Source organism: Pseudomonas paraeruginosa, assembly GCF_003025345.2.
GTDB lineage: Bacteria > Pseudomonadota > Gammaproteobacteria > Pseudomonadales > Pseudomonadaceae > Pseudomonas > Pseudomonas paraeruginosa.
In genome coordinates this window covers 1,795,596-1,810,937 of sequence record NZ_CP020560.1, presented here as the reverse complement: position 1 = coordinate 1,810,937, position 15,342 = coordinate 1,795,596, and the positions used below count along the sequence as shown (strand labels likewise).

Genomic DNA, 15,342 nt, shown 5'->3' with positions numbered 1-15,342 from the left:
AAGGAGTCCGCAGGTGCGCCGGACAAGTCTTGGTTTGTGCATCCTGCTGGGAGTCGGACAGGCTTTCGCCGCCGAGCTGCGCTGGGGCTTCAGCCCCGCCGACGGCATGCCCTACGTGGACATCGTCGATCATCGGCTGCGCGGCGGCTTTACCCGCCAGTTGGGCGAGCAAGTCGCGCAGCGGCTGGGACTGTCGCTGCGTTTCGTGGAAACGCCGAACCGAAGGATCGACGGCTTCATGGCCAGCGGACATATTCACCTGATCTGCAACTCCAACCCCGGATGGGATAGCAAACCCGAACGCTACCATTGGTCTCCCGCCCTCTTCGAAGAGCAGGATGTCCTGCTGCAGCGCAACGACCAGCCGGCGATCCGCGAATTCGCCGAGCTGCGCGGCAAGACCCTGGGTACAAGTCTAGGCTATGTCTACGCCGACGAGCTGATGCGTGCCTTCGCGGCCGGCGAAATCCGCCGGGAAGATACCCGCGACCTGCGCAGCCGCGTGCAGATGCTCAAGCGCTCGCGGCTGGACGCCGCCGTGGACATGCGCCGCCCGTTGCTCTACCTGGCGCGCCGGCATCCGGAACTGGGCCTGCGCGTGAGTCCGCTGGTGCTGCAGAGCTACCGCATGCACTGCATCTATGGTGGACATCTACCGGTACCCGCCGAAAGTATGGATGCAGTGTTCGCCGAGATGGTCAGGGACGGCAGCATCGAGCGCCTGCTCGAGGCCAGCCAGCAGCAGCCTCAGGAGCGCTGAACACGCTCCGCCCGAGGTGCCGGAAGCTCCTTCGGCGCCTGCCGCGTCTCGACGCTCTGGGCGTCGCGCCAGGCCTTGAACGCATCCAGTTCGGACTGCCAGCGCCGGACCACCCAGGCCAGCACGGCGAGATCGTCGAGCAGGCCGACGCCGAAGATGAAGTCGGGGACGATATCCACCGGCGAGAGAAAATAGGCCAGCGCCGCGATCACCGATAGCAACGCCTGGCGGCTGAGCCCGCGATACTCGCCGCGCACCCAGGCCCCCAGCAACTCCTGCAGCAGGCGCAGGTCGCTTTTCACCAGTTTCAGGCGTGAGCGCTTGCGTGCTACCGCAATCAACAATGCCGGCACCCGACCGCGAGCCAGGAAACGTTCCGCGATCCCCAGGTAACGACCGAATCCTCGTGGCGCATCCATCCTTTCACCTCGCTGAAGCGCTTGTCTTCGAGCCTCTCCGGGTTATCCACGCATACTGTGGATAACCTTGTGAACAGCCCCCCCTTCCGCCGATGAGAAGCCCGTAGCTACGGGCTTTCCGACAGATCGGACACTTTTTAGACAATGCTCTAAAAGCATTGAAAATCAAGGATTTGACCTAACGCAACGGGCAACCCGAGGTCAATACCGTAGGTCGGATCGACGTGCGACAAATGTGTGCATAAGGGTAACACCGGCCTCATCCCCGTCTTGGTTTCAGACTCCTGGCATCTCGTCAGGGTTCAGCCGGGAAGCCAAACGAAAACGCCCCGTCCAGGACGGGGCGTTTCATCTGTCGCGACGGAAGAATTACTTCTTCGCGTCCGCCTTGGCTTCGGGCTGCGCGCTCGCGCCGGCCCCGGGTTCCGCGTCCGGCTTGGACGGGTCCTTGATGCCGAGCAGCTCCATGTCGAAGACCAGTACCGAGTTGGCCGGGATCGCCGGGCTCGGGCTCTGCGCGCCGTAGGCCAGTTCGCTGGGGATGTACAGCTTGATCTTCTCGCCGACGTGCATCAGTTGCAGGGCTTCGACCCAACCCGGGATCACGCCGCTGACCGGCAGGTCGATCGGGCTGCCACGCTCGATGGAGCTGTCGAAGACGGTGCCATCGGTCAGACGGCCCTCATAGTGCACGGTCACCACGTCGGTGGCCTTCGGCTGCGGGCCATCGGCCTTCTTCACGATTTCGTATTGCAGGCCGGAGGCGGTGGTGGTCACGCCGTCACGCTTGCCGTTTTCCTCGAGGAACTTCTTGCCGGCCTTGGCGTTTTCGTCACCGATGGCGGCCATGCGCTCTTCGGCACGTTTCTGCAGGAAGGCGAAGGCCTCGGTCAGCTCTTCATCGGTGAGCTGCTGCTTCTTCTTGCCGAGGGCGTCTTCGATACCCTTGGCGACGGCCTTCGAATCCAGGTCGTCCATGCCTTCCTGGGAGAGGCTCTTGCCCATGTTCAGGCCGATGCCATAGGAAGCTTTTTGCGCCGGGGTCTTCAACTCAACGTTGGTCTGCGAATCGCAGCCGGAGAGAACCAGACCGACCAGGGCGATCGCTGCTGCCAACCGATGTTGTTTCATGCTGAGTCCTTTAATCTGTTCGCCGCTCGGGCATATTCGATGAAGCCGCGAGCTTAGCAGGCTGTCGCGACCAGTGGCTATGGGCAATAGGAACAGGTGCGCACGGATAAGTTCAAGGCCGAACCGGCCGAAAAATGAAGGAGATAGCAGAACGAGCGAAAGGATTCGCAAGGTGCGGAAAACGAAGAAAGGAACCGAAAAGCTTCGAAGGAAAACGGAAGGAAAGCGAAGGAAATGAAACAGAGAAAGGAAATGGCGCAGCGGACGGGACTCGAACCCGCGACCCCCGGCGTGACAGGCCGGTATTCTAACCGACTGAACTACCGCTGCGCGTAACTTGCGAGATTGGTGGGTGATGACGGGATCGAACCGCCGACCCTCTGCTTGTAAGGCAGATGCTCTCCCAGCTGAGCTAATCACCCTTCACTCTCGAAGTGGGGCGCATTCTACGGAGCGATTCGCCCCCTGGCAAGCCCCTCGATGAAAAATTTTTTCTGCCGTTCCAAGGAGTTAGCGACGGAGCGGGGTTGGCCTGAGCCGCCAGCGGCGGAATAATGGGTCCTTTGTGCCCGGAGAGAACGACCCCATGTGGTTCCGCAATCTGCTCGTCTACCGCCTCACCCAGGATCTGCAGCTGGATGCCGACGCCCTCGAGAAAGCCCTCGGCGAAAAACCCGCCCGTCCCTGCGCCAGCCAGGAGCTGACCACCTACGGCTTCACCGCGCCGTTCGGCAAAGGCCCGGACGCGCCGCTGGTGCACGTCAGCCAGGACTTCTTCCTGGTCTCCGCACGCAAGGAGGAACGCATCCTGCCGGGCAGCGTCGTGCGTGACGCGCTGAAGGAAAAGGTCGACGAGATCGAAGCCCAGCAGATGCGCAAGGTCTACAAGAAGGAACGCGACCAGTTGAAGGACGAGATCGTCCAGACCCTGCTGCCGCGCGCCTTCATCCGCCGCTCCAGCACCTTCGCCGCGATCGCGCCGAGCCTCGGCCTGATCCTGGTCGACTCGGCCAGCGCGAAGAAGGCCGAAGACCTGCTCTCGACCCTCCGTGAAGCCCTCGGCTCCCTGCCGGTACGCCCGCTGAGCGTGAAGGTGGCGCCGACCGCCACCCTCACCGACTGGGTCAAGACCCAGGAAGCCGCCGGTGATTTCCACGTCCTCGACGAGTGCGAACTGCGTGACACCCACGAGGACGGCGGTGTGGTCCGCTGCAAGCGCCAGGACCTCACCAGCGAGGAAATCCAGCTGCACCTCACCGCCGGCAAGCTGGTCACCCAGCTGTCCCTGGCCTGGTCGGACAAGCTGTCCTTCGTCCTCGACGACAAGCTGGCGGTCAAGCGCCTGCGTTTCGAGGACCTGCTGCAGGAACAGGCGGAAAAGGACGGCGGCGAAGACGCCCTCGGCCAGCTCGACGCCAGCTTCACCCTGATGATGCTGACCTTCGCCGAATTCCTCCCGGCGCTCTTCGAAGCCCTCGGCGGCGAAGAGATTCCCCAGGGCGTCTGACGCCCCTCCTCTCCCGGCGGCGCCCGCCGCTGGGAGACTCGCATCCGGCATGGCAGACTGGCATCCGTTCAATAACAAGGAAAGCCCATGCGTGCCCTGACCGCCCTGAGCCGTTTCGTCAGCGCCACCTTCCCGTTCTGGGTCCTGCTGTTCGCCATCCTCGCCTTCTGCCGGCCTGCCTGGTTCCTCCCGCTCACCGCTGCCATCGCGCCGCTGCTCGGCCTGGTGATGTTCGGCATGGGCCTGACGCTCAAAGGCGAAGACTTCCGCGAGGTCGCCCGGCATCCCCTGCGGGTGCTGATCGGCGTGCTGGCCCAGTTCGTCATCATGCCCGGCCTGGCCTGGCTGCTCTGTCGCCTGCTGCAGTTGCCGGCGGAAATCGCCGTAGGCGTGATCCTGGTCGGCTGCTGTCCGGGAGGCACCGCGTCCAACGTGATGACCTGGCTGTCGCGCGGCGACGTCGCCCTGTCGGTGGCGATCACCTCCGTGACCACCCTGCTCGCGCCCCTGGTTACCCCGGCGCTGGTCTGGCTGCTGGCTTCGGCCTGGCTGCCGGTGTCCTTCGCGGCGATGTTCCTGTCGATCCTCCAGGTGGTGCTGGTACCCATCGCCCTCGGCCTGCTGGCACAGCGCCTGCTCGGCGAACGCAGCCGGCACGTGGCGGAGGCGCTGCCGCTGGTCTCGGTGTTCAGCATCGTGGTGATCATCGCCGCGGTGGTGGCCGCCAGCCAGGCGCGGATCGCCGAATCCGGCCTGCTGATCATGGCCGTGGTGATGCTGCACAACGGTTTCGGCCTGCTGCTCGGCTACCTCGTCGGCAAGCTGACCGGCATGCCGCTGGCGCAACGCAAGGCGCTGGCCATCGAGGTCGGCATGCAGAACTCGGGACTCGGCGCGGCGCTGGCCAATGCGCACTTCTCACCGCTGGCGGCGGTGCCCAGTGCCCTCTTCAGCGTCTGGCACAACCTCTCCGGCTCGCTGCTTGCCACGTTGTTCCGGCGCCTGGACGACACCCCGCGCTGAGCCTGGCACGCAGCGGGAACCCTTGTCCTGGCGGACGATCCATGCACAATACCGGCCGCTGTGGGGACGACCTCACCACCCGCCGCCGGCGGGTGACCGAACGGGGACGGCCCCACCATCCGCCCTGGAGATCGCCATGTCCTGGATCATCCTGTTTTTCGCCGGCCTGTTCGAAGTGGGCTGGGCCGTTGGTCTGAAATACACCGAAGGTTTCAGCAAGCCGCTACCCACGGCGCTCACCGTGCTCGCCATGCTGGTCAGCCTGGGCCTGCTCGGCCTGGCCATGAAGCAACTGCCGCTGGGTACCGCCTATGCGGTCTGGACCGGGGTCGGCGCGGTCGGCACGGTGATCGCCGGGATCGTCCTGTTCGGCGAATCGATGGCGCTGATCCGACTGGCCAGCGTGGCCCTGATCGTCTGCGGTCTGATCGGTCTGAAGCTGAGCCATTAGACATCCATCGAATATGCGCCGTGGGGTATCGCTTTCCGCAGTTTTATCGCGTACTCTGCGACCACTGTGCTTGCTTGGGTCACAGTGAATCGTGACCTGGTGTGGTAGATCTCGGTCCGCTCATCGCCTCGGCTCCTCGTACTCTTTGCAACTCAGTACCTACCGGCTCGGATGTTTCCGACGCCGCAATCAACTTTGTTTCAGGAGTTACACCATGTCGAATCGTCAGAACGGCACCGTAAAATGGTTCAACGACGCCAAAGGCTTCGGCTTCATCACCCCGGAAAGCGGTAACGACCTGTTCGTTCACTTCCGTTCCATCCAGGGCACCGGCTTCAAGAGCCTGCAGGAAGGCCAGAAGGTTTCCTTCGTGGTCGTCAACGGCCAGAAAGGCCTGCAAGCCGACGAAGTACAAGTCATCTGACTTGTAGTTCGCCAAAAAAAGCCCCGGCATCGCCGGGGCTTTTTTGTTTCCGCCCTCCTCTCAGCGCGCCTCGCCGCGCAGTTTCGCTACCCGCGCCTGCAGGTCGAGACGCTCCACCGCCTGCGGAGCCACCGACTCGCCGGCGACCAGCCTGACCCGCGACCACAGGCGGCGGAAGAAGCCCTTGTTCGGATCACGGCTGAAGAAGCTGCCCCACAGCCCCTGCAACGCCATCGGGATCACCGGTACCGGGGTTTCCTCGATGATGCGCTCGATGCCGGCGCGGAATTCGTTGATCTCGCCGTCGGCGGTCAGCTTGCCTTCCGGGAAGATGCATATCACTTCCCCATCCTCCAGGTAGTCGGCAATGCGCTGGAAGGCCCGTTCGTAGATCCCCTCGTCCTCGTGGCGCGCGGCGATCGGCACCGCGCCGGCGGTGCGGAAGACGAAGTTGAGCACCGGCAGCGAGAAGATCCTGTAGTACATGACGAAGCGCACCGGTCGCCGGATCGAACCGGCGATCAGCAGCGCGTCGACGAACGAGACATGGTTGCACACCAGCACCGCCGGGCCTTCGTCGGGAATCTCGTCCAGGTTCACATGCTCCACCCGGTACAGGGTGTGGCTGAGCAGCCAGACCAGGAAGCGCATGGTGAATTCCGGGACGATCTTGAAGATGTACACGTTCACCGCGACGTTCATCAGCGACAGGGCGAGGAACAGCTGCGGGATCGACAGCTTGGCGACGCTGAGGAAGAGGATCGAGACCAGCGCCGCGGCGACCATGAACAGGGCGTTGAGGATATTGTTCGCGGCGATCACCCGGGCCCGCTTGTCCTCGTCGGTGCGCGCCTGGATCAGGGCGTACAGCGGCACGATGTAGAAGCCGCCGAAGATGCCGATGAACAGGATGTCGGCGAGCACCGCCCAGGTCTCGTGGTGACGCAGCACCGCCAGCCAGTCGTAGGGCACCTCGCCTTGGGGAATGCCACCGGCGTGCCACCAGAGGAGGATGCCGAACACGGTCAGGCCGATCGAGCCGAACGGCACCAGGCCGATCTCCACCTTGCGCCCGGAAAGCTTCTCGCACAGCATCGAGCCCAGCGCGATGCCCACCGAGAACACCGTGAGGATCAGGGTCACCACGCTCTCGTCGCCGTGCAGCCATTCCTTGGCGAAGGTCGGGATCTGCGTCAGGTAGACCGCGCCGAGGAACCAGAACCAGGAGTTGCCCACCAGCGAGCGCGACACCGCCGGGCGCTGGCCGAGCCCCAGGCGCAGGATGCTCCAGGACTGGGCGAAGATGTTCCAGTCGAGCTTCAGTTCCGGCAACGCCGCCGCCGCGCGCGGAATGCCGCGGCTGGCCAGGTAGCCGCAGGCGGCCACCAGCACCACGGCGACAGCCACAGCGGTGGCGTAGCGCTCCTGGGACATCAGCACGCCGGCGCCGATGGTACCGGCGAGGATCGCCAGGAAGGTGCCCATTTCCACCAGGGCGTTTCCGCCAACCAGTTCGTCCTCGCGCAGGTGCTGCGGCAGGATCGAATACTTCACCGGGCCGAACAGCGCCGAATGGGTACCCATGGCGAACAGGGCGACGAACATCAGCGGCAGGCTGCCGAAGAGGAAGCCGGCGCCGCCGACCAGCATGATGCCCACCTCGGCCAGCTTCAGCGCGCGCATCAGCGCGTCCTTGTTGTACTTCTCGCCGAACTGCCCGCCGAGCGCGGAGAACAGGAAGAACGGCAGGATGAACAGCAGCGCGCAGAGGTTGACCAGCAGGCTGCGGTCGCCGCTGACGCTGAGGTGATAGAGGATGGCGAGGATCAGCGATTGCTTGAAGATGTTGTCGTTGAATGCGCCGAGCAGCTGGGTGATGAAGAACGGCAGGAAGCGCCGCTTGCCCAGCAGGGCGAATTGCGAGTGTTGGGTCATCGTCCTTGTTACCTTGCGTGGCCGCCGAAAGGAAGCCCGTCATCGATTGGACTGCATGGACCGCGGATCAGGCCACAGCGTTCCGACGGATATTCCGCGCCCATCATAGAACAGGCGTCCGCGTTGCCGCAGGACGCCTGTCGTCGGACGATACGCAACGTCACACCGGAATATTCAGAAACCGACGCTGGCCTGCATGAACAAGGTGCGCGGCTGGCCCACGTAGATTCCCGAGTTGTTGTCGCTGGAGCGGGTGAAATACTGCTTGTCGAACAGGTTCTTCACTCCCAGGCCGAGCTTCAGGTTCGATGCCTGCGGGCCGAAGTCGTAGCCGACCCGCGCGTTCCAGGTCACGTAGCCGGGGATGTCGCCATACCGGCCGTCGCCGCTCGGCTCGGTGATGTAATTGTGGGTGAAGTTGCCCTGGCTGTCGGTGCTCAGTCCCGGCGCCCGCTGCATGGACTGGGCGAAGGCATCCAGGTTGTAGGTCCAGCGTTCGACCTCGTAGCGCAGCCCGGCAGTGGCCACCTGGCGCGAGTAGAGCGGCAGGTCGCGGCCCTTGAAGGACGGGAGGTCGCCTTCGTAGGTGGCGCGGGTATAGGTGAGGCTGCCGTAGACCGAGAGACCGTCCAGGCGCGGGTCGAGAGCGGCGAAGTCATAGTGGCCGGAAGTCTCGATGCCCTGGTGCTTGGTCGCGCCGAGGTTGGTCCAGCCGACGTCGTTGCTGACGTATTGCAGTTCATCGTCGAAGTCGATGTAGAACAGCGTGATCTCGCCGCCCCAGCTGCCGTTGTCGTAGCGCGTGCCCAGCTCGTAGGTCTTGGCCTTCTCCGGCTCCAGGCCGGCGGCGGTGTCGTTGCCGCTGCCACCCTGGCCGAGCTGGAAGTACTGCAGGCTGCCGAACGACTCGGAGTAGTTGGCGAACAGCTTCCAGTCGTCGCTGAGGTGGTACATCAGGCTCAGCGCCGGCAGCGGCTCGTTGTAGTCCTTGCTGCGCTTCTTCTCCTGCACCGGCCTGCCGTTCAGGCCGAGTACCGGACGCTCGCGCCAGTCGCTGGCGATCTTCTCGAAGCGGATGCCGGGGGTGATGGTCCAGTTGCCGACGTCGATCCTGTCGTCGATGTAGAAGGCGCTGGCCTCGGTGCCGCCGGTGCGGTCCTGGTAGGTATGACCGTCCGTCCCCGGCCGTACCGTCGGCACGTTGTCGACCAGGGCCAGCTGGCTGGCGCGTTCGTTCATCGCCTCCTTCAGGTAGCGATAGCCGACGCTGACCTCCTGGGTGGTCGGGCCGGCGAAGAAGATCCGCGAGGCCCGCGGCTCCACCGCGAACACGTGGTAGTCGCGCGGATACGAAGTGATGGTCCGCAGGTTGCGCGCGGCGATGCGGCTGCCGCGGAAGCTGTCGCTGTAGTAGGTGAGCAGTTCGAAGCGGGTGAGGTCATCCACCTGCCGGATGTATTTCAGCGAGAAGTCCTTGCGCCGGCCGCGGAAGTTGTCCCAGTCGCGCAGCGACTGGTAGGGATCGTCGTCGTACTGCGCCTGGGTCAGGCCACCGGGCATGTCGGCGTAGGCATCGTAGTAGTGGAAGTTGGCCGCCAACTGGTCGCTGTCGGTGAGCTGCCAGTGGGTCTTGAGCAGCACGTCGTCGATATCGTTGTCGTTGTTGCCGTCGCGGTAGCCCGCGCCCTTCACTCCGGAATACAGCAGGGCGGCGCCCAGGCCGTTGTCCGCGGTGCCGCCGATGAAGGCCTGGTCCAGCCTCTTCCAGCCGCCGTGGCCGGCATGCTCGAGAGTGGTGCCGACCTCGCCGGAGAGCTTCTCCGGAATCGCCCGGGTCACGAAGTTGATCACCCCGCCGACGTTCTGCGGGCCGTAGCGCACCGAGCCGGCGCCACGCACCACGTCGATGCTTTCCAGGTTGCCGATGGACAGCGGCATCATCGACAACTGCGGCTGGCCGTAAGGCGCGACCGCCGCCGGGACGCCGTCGATCATCACCGTCGAGCGCGGCGACAGGCGCGAGGTCAGGCCACGCACCCCGACGTTCAGGGAAATGTCGCTGCCGCCGGTGCCGTTGTTGTCCTGCACCTGTACGCCGGGCACCTTGCGCAGCACGTCGCGGACATTCTGCGCGCCGCTCTCGACCATGTCCTTGCGACGCACCACGCTGCGCGCGCCGGGATGGTTCTGCACCACCGCCTGGTCAGCCTCGCCGAGCCAGTCACCGACCACGGTCAGTGTGCCCAGTTCCTTGCTGCCCTCGTCGGCCAGCACCGACGACAGCGGCACACCCAGCGCGATGGCAACGGCCAGGCGCGACAACGTATTCACGGACGACATCGAGGCTCCCCCACGGACGCACGAAAAAGTGGGGCGCAAATTAAGGCAAATCGTAAAAAACGTAAATAGTAACTATTTTCAAATGTGAGCTTGACTTATTCGCACATCGTCAAGGACGAGCGCGCACAGGCCGCGCGGTACTCGCCCGGCGCCACGCCGTAGGCCTGCTTGAACTGGCGACCGAGATGGCTCTGGTCGGCGAAGCCCAGTTCCAGGGCGACATCCAGCGGCGCCCGGCCATTCTTGAGCAGCGCCCTGGCCTGCTCCAGGCGCCGTTGCCGGAGCCAGGCATGCGGCGGCATCCCGGTGGCGCGGCGGAACACCCGGGCGAAGTGGAACGGCGACAGGTTCACCGCAGCCGCCAGTTCTTCCAGCGACGGCGGGTCGAGCAAACGCGCCGCCAGCAACTCGCGGGCGCGGGCGACCGCCAGCGGTTCCGACCCGGCCTTCGGCGCCTCCGGCAGGCGGGCGTGGCGACGGAACAGGGCGAGCAGCGTCTCGCGCCAGCAGGTCTGGGTTTCCAGGCTGCCGGCGTGGTCGGCCAGTAAGCGGTGCAGATAGACGAAGGCGCGCGCCAGGGGCTGGTCGTGGACCACGCTGTCGGCGAAACGCGGCACCCCGCCGTGGCGGATTTCCAGCTCGTCGAGGACACTGGCGATCTGCTCCACTTCCGGGTAGTAGCCGCGATAGAGCCAGCCGGAGTCATGGGCCTTGGAGCCGGTATGCACTTCGTCGGGGTTGATCAGCACCATGCTGCCCCAGGGCGCCAGGTGCTCGCCGCCGCGATGGCGGAAGCGCTGCGCGCCCTGCTCGATGAAGACCAGGGCGAAGCCGCTGTGCACATGGGGGGCGAAACGCTGCTCGACGTAGCGCGCATGCAGCAACTCGACGCCGCCCAGTGCGGCGGCGCGCCAGAAATGCGTATGTTCTCCGCTCGTCTCGTCCGGCACTGCCGTCTCCTCGTTCGCCCGTGCGGACGGGCCGCCCAACATACCGCGGGCGTGGCGGGACCGGGATCAGCCGGTGAAGCTGGCTTCCAGCGCGGCCTTGACCTGGGGCCACTCGTGGTCGGTGATGCTGTAGACGATGGTGTCGTCGAGACGCCCGCCGGCCAGGCGCCGCTGGTTGCGCAGCAGGCCCTCGCGCTGGGCGCCGAGCTTGTCGATGGCGCCCTGGGCGCGCAGGTTGCTCGCCGCCGTGCTGAACTGCACGCGGACCATGCGCAGGTTGTCGAAGGCATGCTTGAGCATCAGGTACTTGATCATGCGGTTCAGGCCGCTGCCGTGCTGGGCCTGGTCGAGCCAGGTCCAGCCGATCTCGCAGGCCGGCAGGGCGGGAAGGAATTCGGCGAAGCGCGTGGTCCCGACCAGTTGCACGCCCAGGCGTACCGCCAGCGGCAACGCGCGTCCCTCGCGCTGGTCAGCGATGCCCTGGCGATACCAGTCCGGGCGCGTCGGTCCGTCCATGTACTGCAGTGCCTCGCGGTTGGCTTCGGCAAGGCTCACCAGCTCGGGAATGTCCGCTTCCACCAGCGGCTCGAGCCGCAAGGCTCCACGCTGCAGGGTGATCGGTAGCGGCTTGAACATGGGCGCCCTCCTCGACATCGACGCAAAACTCCGCTCCCATCAGAGCGTAGCGGCCGCGTTTAGTGCCGCAGCCGAAACCGGCTACGATGAACGGACAGCCGGCCGCCGGGGCCGTCCGCGCTCACGCAGCCCGGCACGCTACCAAACTCCGCGCGTCCGGCTCAAGCATAGCTGCGACCTTGGTCGCAGGCGGCCTGACGCGCGGGCCGACAAGTGCGAAACTGGCGCAAAGCAAGACCCCCGCCTCACGCCTGCTTCACGCGGGGACATCATCGGAGTTCGCATGTCGCTGTCCATCGGGCTGATCGCCGTGGTCGCCCTGGTCTACATGGCCATCCTGTTCGCCATCGCCTTCTATGGCGACCGCCGCCGCACCCCGCTCTCCCCCCGCCTGCGCGCCTGGGTCTACAGCCTCTCCCTGGCGGTGTACTGCACCAGCTGGACCTTCTTCGGCGCGGTCGGCCAGGCCACCGACCAGCTCTGGTCGTTCCTGCCGATCTACCTCGGGCCGGTGCTGCTGATGCTGTTCGCGCCCTGGGTGCTGCAGAAGATGATCATGATCAGCAAGCAGGAGAACATCACTTCCATCGCCGACTTCATCGCCGCCCGCTACGGCAAGTCGCAGGCGCTGGCGGTGGTGGTGGCGCTGATCTGCATGGTCGGCGTGCTGCCCTACATCGCCCTGCAGCTGAAAGGCATCGTCCTCGGGGTGAACCTGCTGATCGGCTCCGGCGCCGACTCCACCGGCACCCGCGCCCAGGACACCGCGCTGATCGTGTCGCTGGTGCTGGCGCTGTTCACCATCGTCTTCGGCACCCGCAGCCTCGACGTCACCGAGCACCACCGCGGCATGGTCCTGGCCATTGCCTTCGAGTCGCTGGTCAAGCTCACCGCCTTCCTCGCCGTCGGCATCTTCGTCACCTTCGGCCTCTACGACGGCTTCGCCGACCTGTTCTCCCAGGCCCGCGCCGCGCCGCAACTGGCCGACTACTGGGAAGAGACCGTGCACTGGCCGGCGATGCTGCTGCAGACCGGCGTGGCGATGACCGCGATCATGTGCCTGCCGCGCCAGTTCCACGTCACCGTGGTGGAGAACATCGAGCCGCGCGACCTCAACCTGGCACGCTGGGTGTTTCCCCTCTATCTGGTGCTGGCCGCGCTGTTCGTGGTGCCGATCGCCCTCGCCGGGCAGTTGCACCTGCCCGCCGGGGTGATGCCGGACTCCTTCGTCATCAGCCTGCCGCTGGCCGAGGCGCACCCGGCGCTGGCCCTGCTGGCGTTCATCGGCGGCGCCTCGGCCGCCACCGGAATGGTGATCGTGGCCAGCGTGGCGCTGTCGACCATGGTCTCCAACGACATGCTCCTGCCCTGGCTGCTGCGGCGCCGGGAAAAGGACACCGAACGCCCCTTCGAGGCCTTCCGCCACTGGCTGCTGACCGTGCGCCGGGTGAGCATCGCGGTGATCCTGCTGCTCGCCTACGTGGCCTACCGCCTGCTCGGCTCCAGCGCCAGCCTGGCGACCATCGGCCAGATCGCCTTTGCCGCCATCGCCCAGCTCGGCCCGGCGATGATCGGCGCGCTGTACTGGAAGCAGGCCAACCGCCGCGGGGTCTTCGCCGGCCTCGCCGCCGGCTCCCTGCTGTGGGCCTATACCCTGGTCCTGCCGGTGGTGGCCAAGGGCCTCGGCTGGCCGCTGGAACGCATTCCCGGCCTGACCTGGCTGGCGAGCAACCCGTTCGGCCTGCCGATCGAACCGCTGACCCAGGGCGTGCTGATCTCCCTGGTCGGCAATTTCGCCCTGTTCGGTCTGGTCTCGGTGCTCTCGCGCACCCGTGTGTCCGAGCACTGGCAGGCCAGCCGCTTCATCGGCCAGGAGATTTCCCAGCGGCAGAACTCGCGCTTCATGCTCGCGGTACAGGTGGAAGACCTGCTGATGCTCGCCGCGCGCTTCGTCGGCGAGGAACGCGCGCGGCAAAGCTTCATCCGCTTCGCCTACCGCCAGGGCAAGGGCTTCACTCCGAACCAGACCGCCAACAACGAGTGGATCGCGCACACCGAGCGCCTGCTCGCCGGCGTGCTCGGCGCGTCCTCGGCGCGGGCGGTGGTGAAGGCCGCCATCGAGGGCCGCGAGATGCAGGTGGAGGACGTGGTGCGGATCGCCGACGAAGCCTCCGAAGTGCTGCAGTTCAACCGCGCCCTGCTGCAGGGCGCGATCGAGAACATCACCCAGGGCATCAGCGTGGTCGACCAGTCGCTGCGCCTGGTGGCCTGGAACCACCGCTACCTGGAGCTGTTCGAGTACCCCGACGGGCTGATCTACGTCGGCCGGCCGATCGCCGACATCATCCGCTACAACGCCGACCGCGGCCTGTGCGGCCCGGGGGATCCGGACATGCACGTGGCCAAGCGCCTTTACTGGATGCGCCAGGGCACCCCGCATACTTCCGAGCGGCTGTTCCCCAACGGCCGGGTCATCGAGCTGATCGGCAACCCGATGCCTGGCGGCGGCTTCGTCATGAGCTTCACCGACATCACCGCCTACCGCGAGGCCGAACAGGGCCTCAAGGGCGCCAACGAATCGCTGGAGCAGCGCGTCCAGGAGCGTACCCAGGAACTCTCGCAGCTGAACCAGGAACTCAGCGAGGCGAAGAGCAACGCCGAGGCCGCCAACCAGTCGAAGACCCGCTTCCTCGCCGCCGTCAGCCACGACCTGATGCAGCCGCTGAACGCCGCGCGGTTGTTCTCCGCGGCGCTCGCCCACCAGGATGCGCTGCCCGGCGAGGTCCGCGACCTGGTGCAGCATCTCGACTCCTCGCTGCGTTCCGCCGAGGACCTGATCACCGACCTGCTGGACATCTCGCGCCTGGAAAGCGGCCGGGTCAGCGCCGAACGCAATCCGTTCCCGCTGAACAACCTCTACGATGCCCTCGGCGTCGAATTCAAGGCGCTGGCCCAGGAACAGGGCCTGCATTTCCGCCTGCGCGGCAGCCAGCTGCGGGTGGACAGCGACATCAAGCTGCTGCGACGCATCCTGCAGAACTTCCTGACCAACGCCTTCCGCTACGCCAAGGGCCACGTGCTGCTCGGCGTGCGTCGCGAAGATGGCTACCTGCGCCTGGAGGTCTGGGACCAGGGCCCGGGCATCCCGCCGGACAAGCAGAAGGTCATCTTCGAGGAGTTCAAGCGCCTGGACAGCCACCAGACCCGCGCCGAGAAGGGCCTGGGCCTCGGCCTGGCGATCGCCGACCGGCTCTGCAAGGTCCTCGGCCATCCGCTGGAAGTGCGCTCCTGGCCGGGCAAGGGCAGCGTCTTCAGCGTCCGCGTGCCGCTGGCGCGCCAGGCGCCACCGGTCCTCGCCAACGGCCACAAGGCCGAACCGGCGCAGGCGCTGAACGGCGCCCAGGTGCTCTGCGTGGACAACGAGGACAGCATCCTCACCGGCATGAACAGCCTGCTCAGCCGCTGGGGCTGCCAGGTCTGGACCGCGCGCAGCCGCGACGAGTGCGCGGCGTTGCTGGACAGCGAGATGCGTCCGCAACTGGCATTGATCGACTATCACCTGGACGATGGCGAGACCGGCACGCAACTGATGGCCTGGCTGCGCACACGCCTGGGCGAACCGGTGCCGGGCGTGGTGATCAGCGCCGACGCGCGACCGGAGCTGGTGGCGGAGATCCATGCCGCCGGCCTCGACTACCTGTCCAAGCCGGTCAAGCCGGCCGCGTTGCGCGCCCTGCTCAGCCGCCACCTGAGCCTGCGCTGAGCG

Annotated in this window: 12 protein-coding genes and 2 tRNA genes; 6 read left to right on the top strand and 8 right to left on the bottom strand. The window is 65.9% G+C overall.

From position 1 onward, the window contains the following. Window positions 1-13: 13 nt before the first annotated feature. Entirely contained in the window at window positions 14-760 is a 747-nt protein-coding gene (locus tag B7D75_RS08680) for a substrate-binding periplasmic protein (RefSeq protein WP_058129958.1), read from the top strand. On the opposite strand, the gene B7D75_RS08675 is transcribed toward B7D75_RS08680, so the two are convergent. The 4 genes from B7D75_RS08675 to B7D75_RS08660 form a co-directional block, all read right to left on the bottom strand. Then, window positions 748-1,179 (bottom strand): YkvA family protein, encoded by a 432-nt coding sequence (locus B7D75_RS08675; protein WP_012074956.1) that lies wholly within the window; start codon window positions 1,177-1,179, stop codon window positions 748-750. The genes B7D75_RS08680 and B7D75_RS08675 overlap by 13 nt on opposite strands. Window positions 1,180-1,548: 369 nt before the next feature. Continuing rightward, the gene (locus B7D75_RS08670; RefSeq protein ID WP_107113923.1) at window positions 1,549-2,310 is read right to left on the bottom strand and encodes an FKBP-type peptidyl-prolyl cis-trans isomerase; all 762 of its coding nucleotides are present in this window, start codon (window positions 2,308-2,310) and stop codon (window positions 1,549-1,551) included. A gap of 253 nt (window positions 2,311-2,563) precedes the next feature. After that, window positions 2,564-2,640: transfer RNA gene (locus B7D75_RS08665), tRNA-Asp, on the bottom strand. A 16-nt stretch (window positions 2,641-2,656) separates the two neighbouring features. Continuing rightward, window positions 2,657-2,732, bottom strand: a tRNA-Val gene (locus tag B7D75_RS08660). A gap of 164 nt (window positions 2,733-2,896) precedes the next feature. Here B7D75_RS08660 and rdgC point away from each other — a divergent pair. From rdgC to B7D75_RS08640, 4 genes are all read left to right on the top strand, one after another. Then, window positions 2,897-3,817 (top strand): recombination-associated protein RdgC, encoded by a 921-nt coding sequence (rdgC, locus tag B7D75_RS08655; RefSeq protein WP_012074955.1) that lies wholly within the window; start codon window positions 2,897-2,899, stop codon window positions 3,815-3,817. Between the two features lie 87 nt (window positions 3,818-3,904). Then, on the top strand, window positions 3,905-4,840 hold the full coding sequence (locus tag B7D75_RS08650) for a bile acid:sodium symporter family protein (protein WP_012074954.1): 936 nt from the start codon (window positions 3,905-3,907) through the stop codon (window positions 4,838-4,840). Window positions 4,841-4,976: 136 nt separating this feature from the next. Continuing rightward, window positions 4,977-5,291 carry a quaternary ammonium compound efflux SMR transporter SugE gene (sugE, locus tag B7D75_RS08645; protein ID WP_003155402.1) on the top strand — a complete coding sequence of 105 codons (315 nt, stop codon included), beginning with the start codon at window positions 4,977-4,979 and terminating at the stop codon, window positions 5,289-5,291. Between the two features lie 214 nt (window positions 5,292-5,505). Next, the gene (locus B7D75_RS08640) at window positions 5,506-5,715 is read left to right on the top strand and encodes a cold-shock protein (protein WP_003091604.1); all 210 of its coding nucleotides are present in this window, start codon (window positions 5,506-5,508) and stop codon (window positions 5,713-5,715) included. A 60-nt stretch (window positions 5,716-5,775) separates the two neighbouring features. On the opposite strand, the gene B7D75_RS08635 is transcribed toward B7D75_RS08640, so the two are convergent. The 4 genes from B7D75_RS08635 to B7D75_RS08620 all read right to left on the bottom strand — a co-directional run bounded on the left by B7D75_RS08635 (window position 5,776) and on the right by B7D75_RS08620 (window position 11,594). Then, window positions 5,776-7,650, bottom strand: a complete 1,875-nt coding sequence (locus tag B7D75_RS08635) for an MFS transporter (protein WP_043100745.1) — start codon at window positions 7,648-7,650, stop codon at window positions 5,776-5,778. A gap of 174 nt (window positions 7,651-7,824) precedes the next feature. Then, window positions 7,825-9,990 (bottom strand): TonB-dependent receptor family protein, encoded by a 2,166-nt coding sequence (locus B7D75_RS08630; RefSeq protein ID WP_107113922.1) that lies wholly within the window; start codon window positions 9,988-9,990, stop codon window positions 7,825-7,827. Between the two features lie 95 nt (window positions 9,991-10,085). Further along, the gene (locus B7D75_RS08625) at window positions 10,086-10,940 is read right to left on the bottom strand and encodes a helix-turn-helix transcriptional regulator (RefSeq protein ID WP_107113921.1); all 855 of its coding nucleotides are present in this window, start codon (window positions 10,938-10,940) and stop codon (window positions 10,086-10,088) included. A 66-nt stretch (window positions 10,941-11,006) separates the two neighbouring features. Further along, window positions 11,007-11,594: a GNAT family N-acetyltransferase gene (locus B7D75_RS08620; RefSeq protein WP_079383582.1), complete on the bottom strand. Its 588-nt coding sequence runs from the start codon at window positions 11,592-11,594 to the stop codon at window positions 11,007-11,009. A 265-nt stretch (window positions 11,595-11,859) separates the two neighbouring features. Between B7D75_RS08620 and B7D75_RS08615 the strand changes: the two genes are divergently transcribed. Further along, window positions 11,860-15,339: a PAS domain-containing hybrid sensor histidine kinase/response regulator gene (locus tag B7D75_RS08615; protein ID WP_012074951.1), complete on the top strand. Its 3,480-nt coding sequence runs from the start codon at window positions 11,860-11,862 to the stop codon at window positions 15,337-15,339. The last annotated feature ends 3 nt before the right edge of the window (window positions 15,340-15,342 follow it).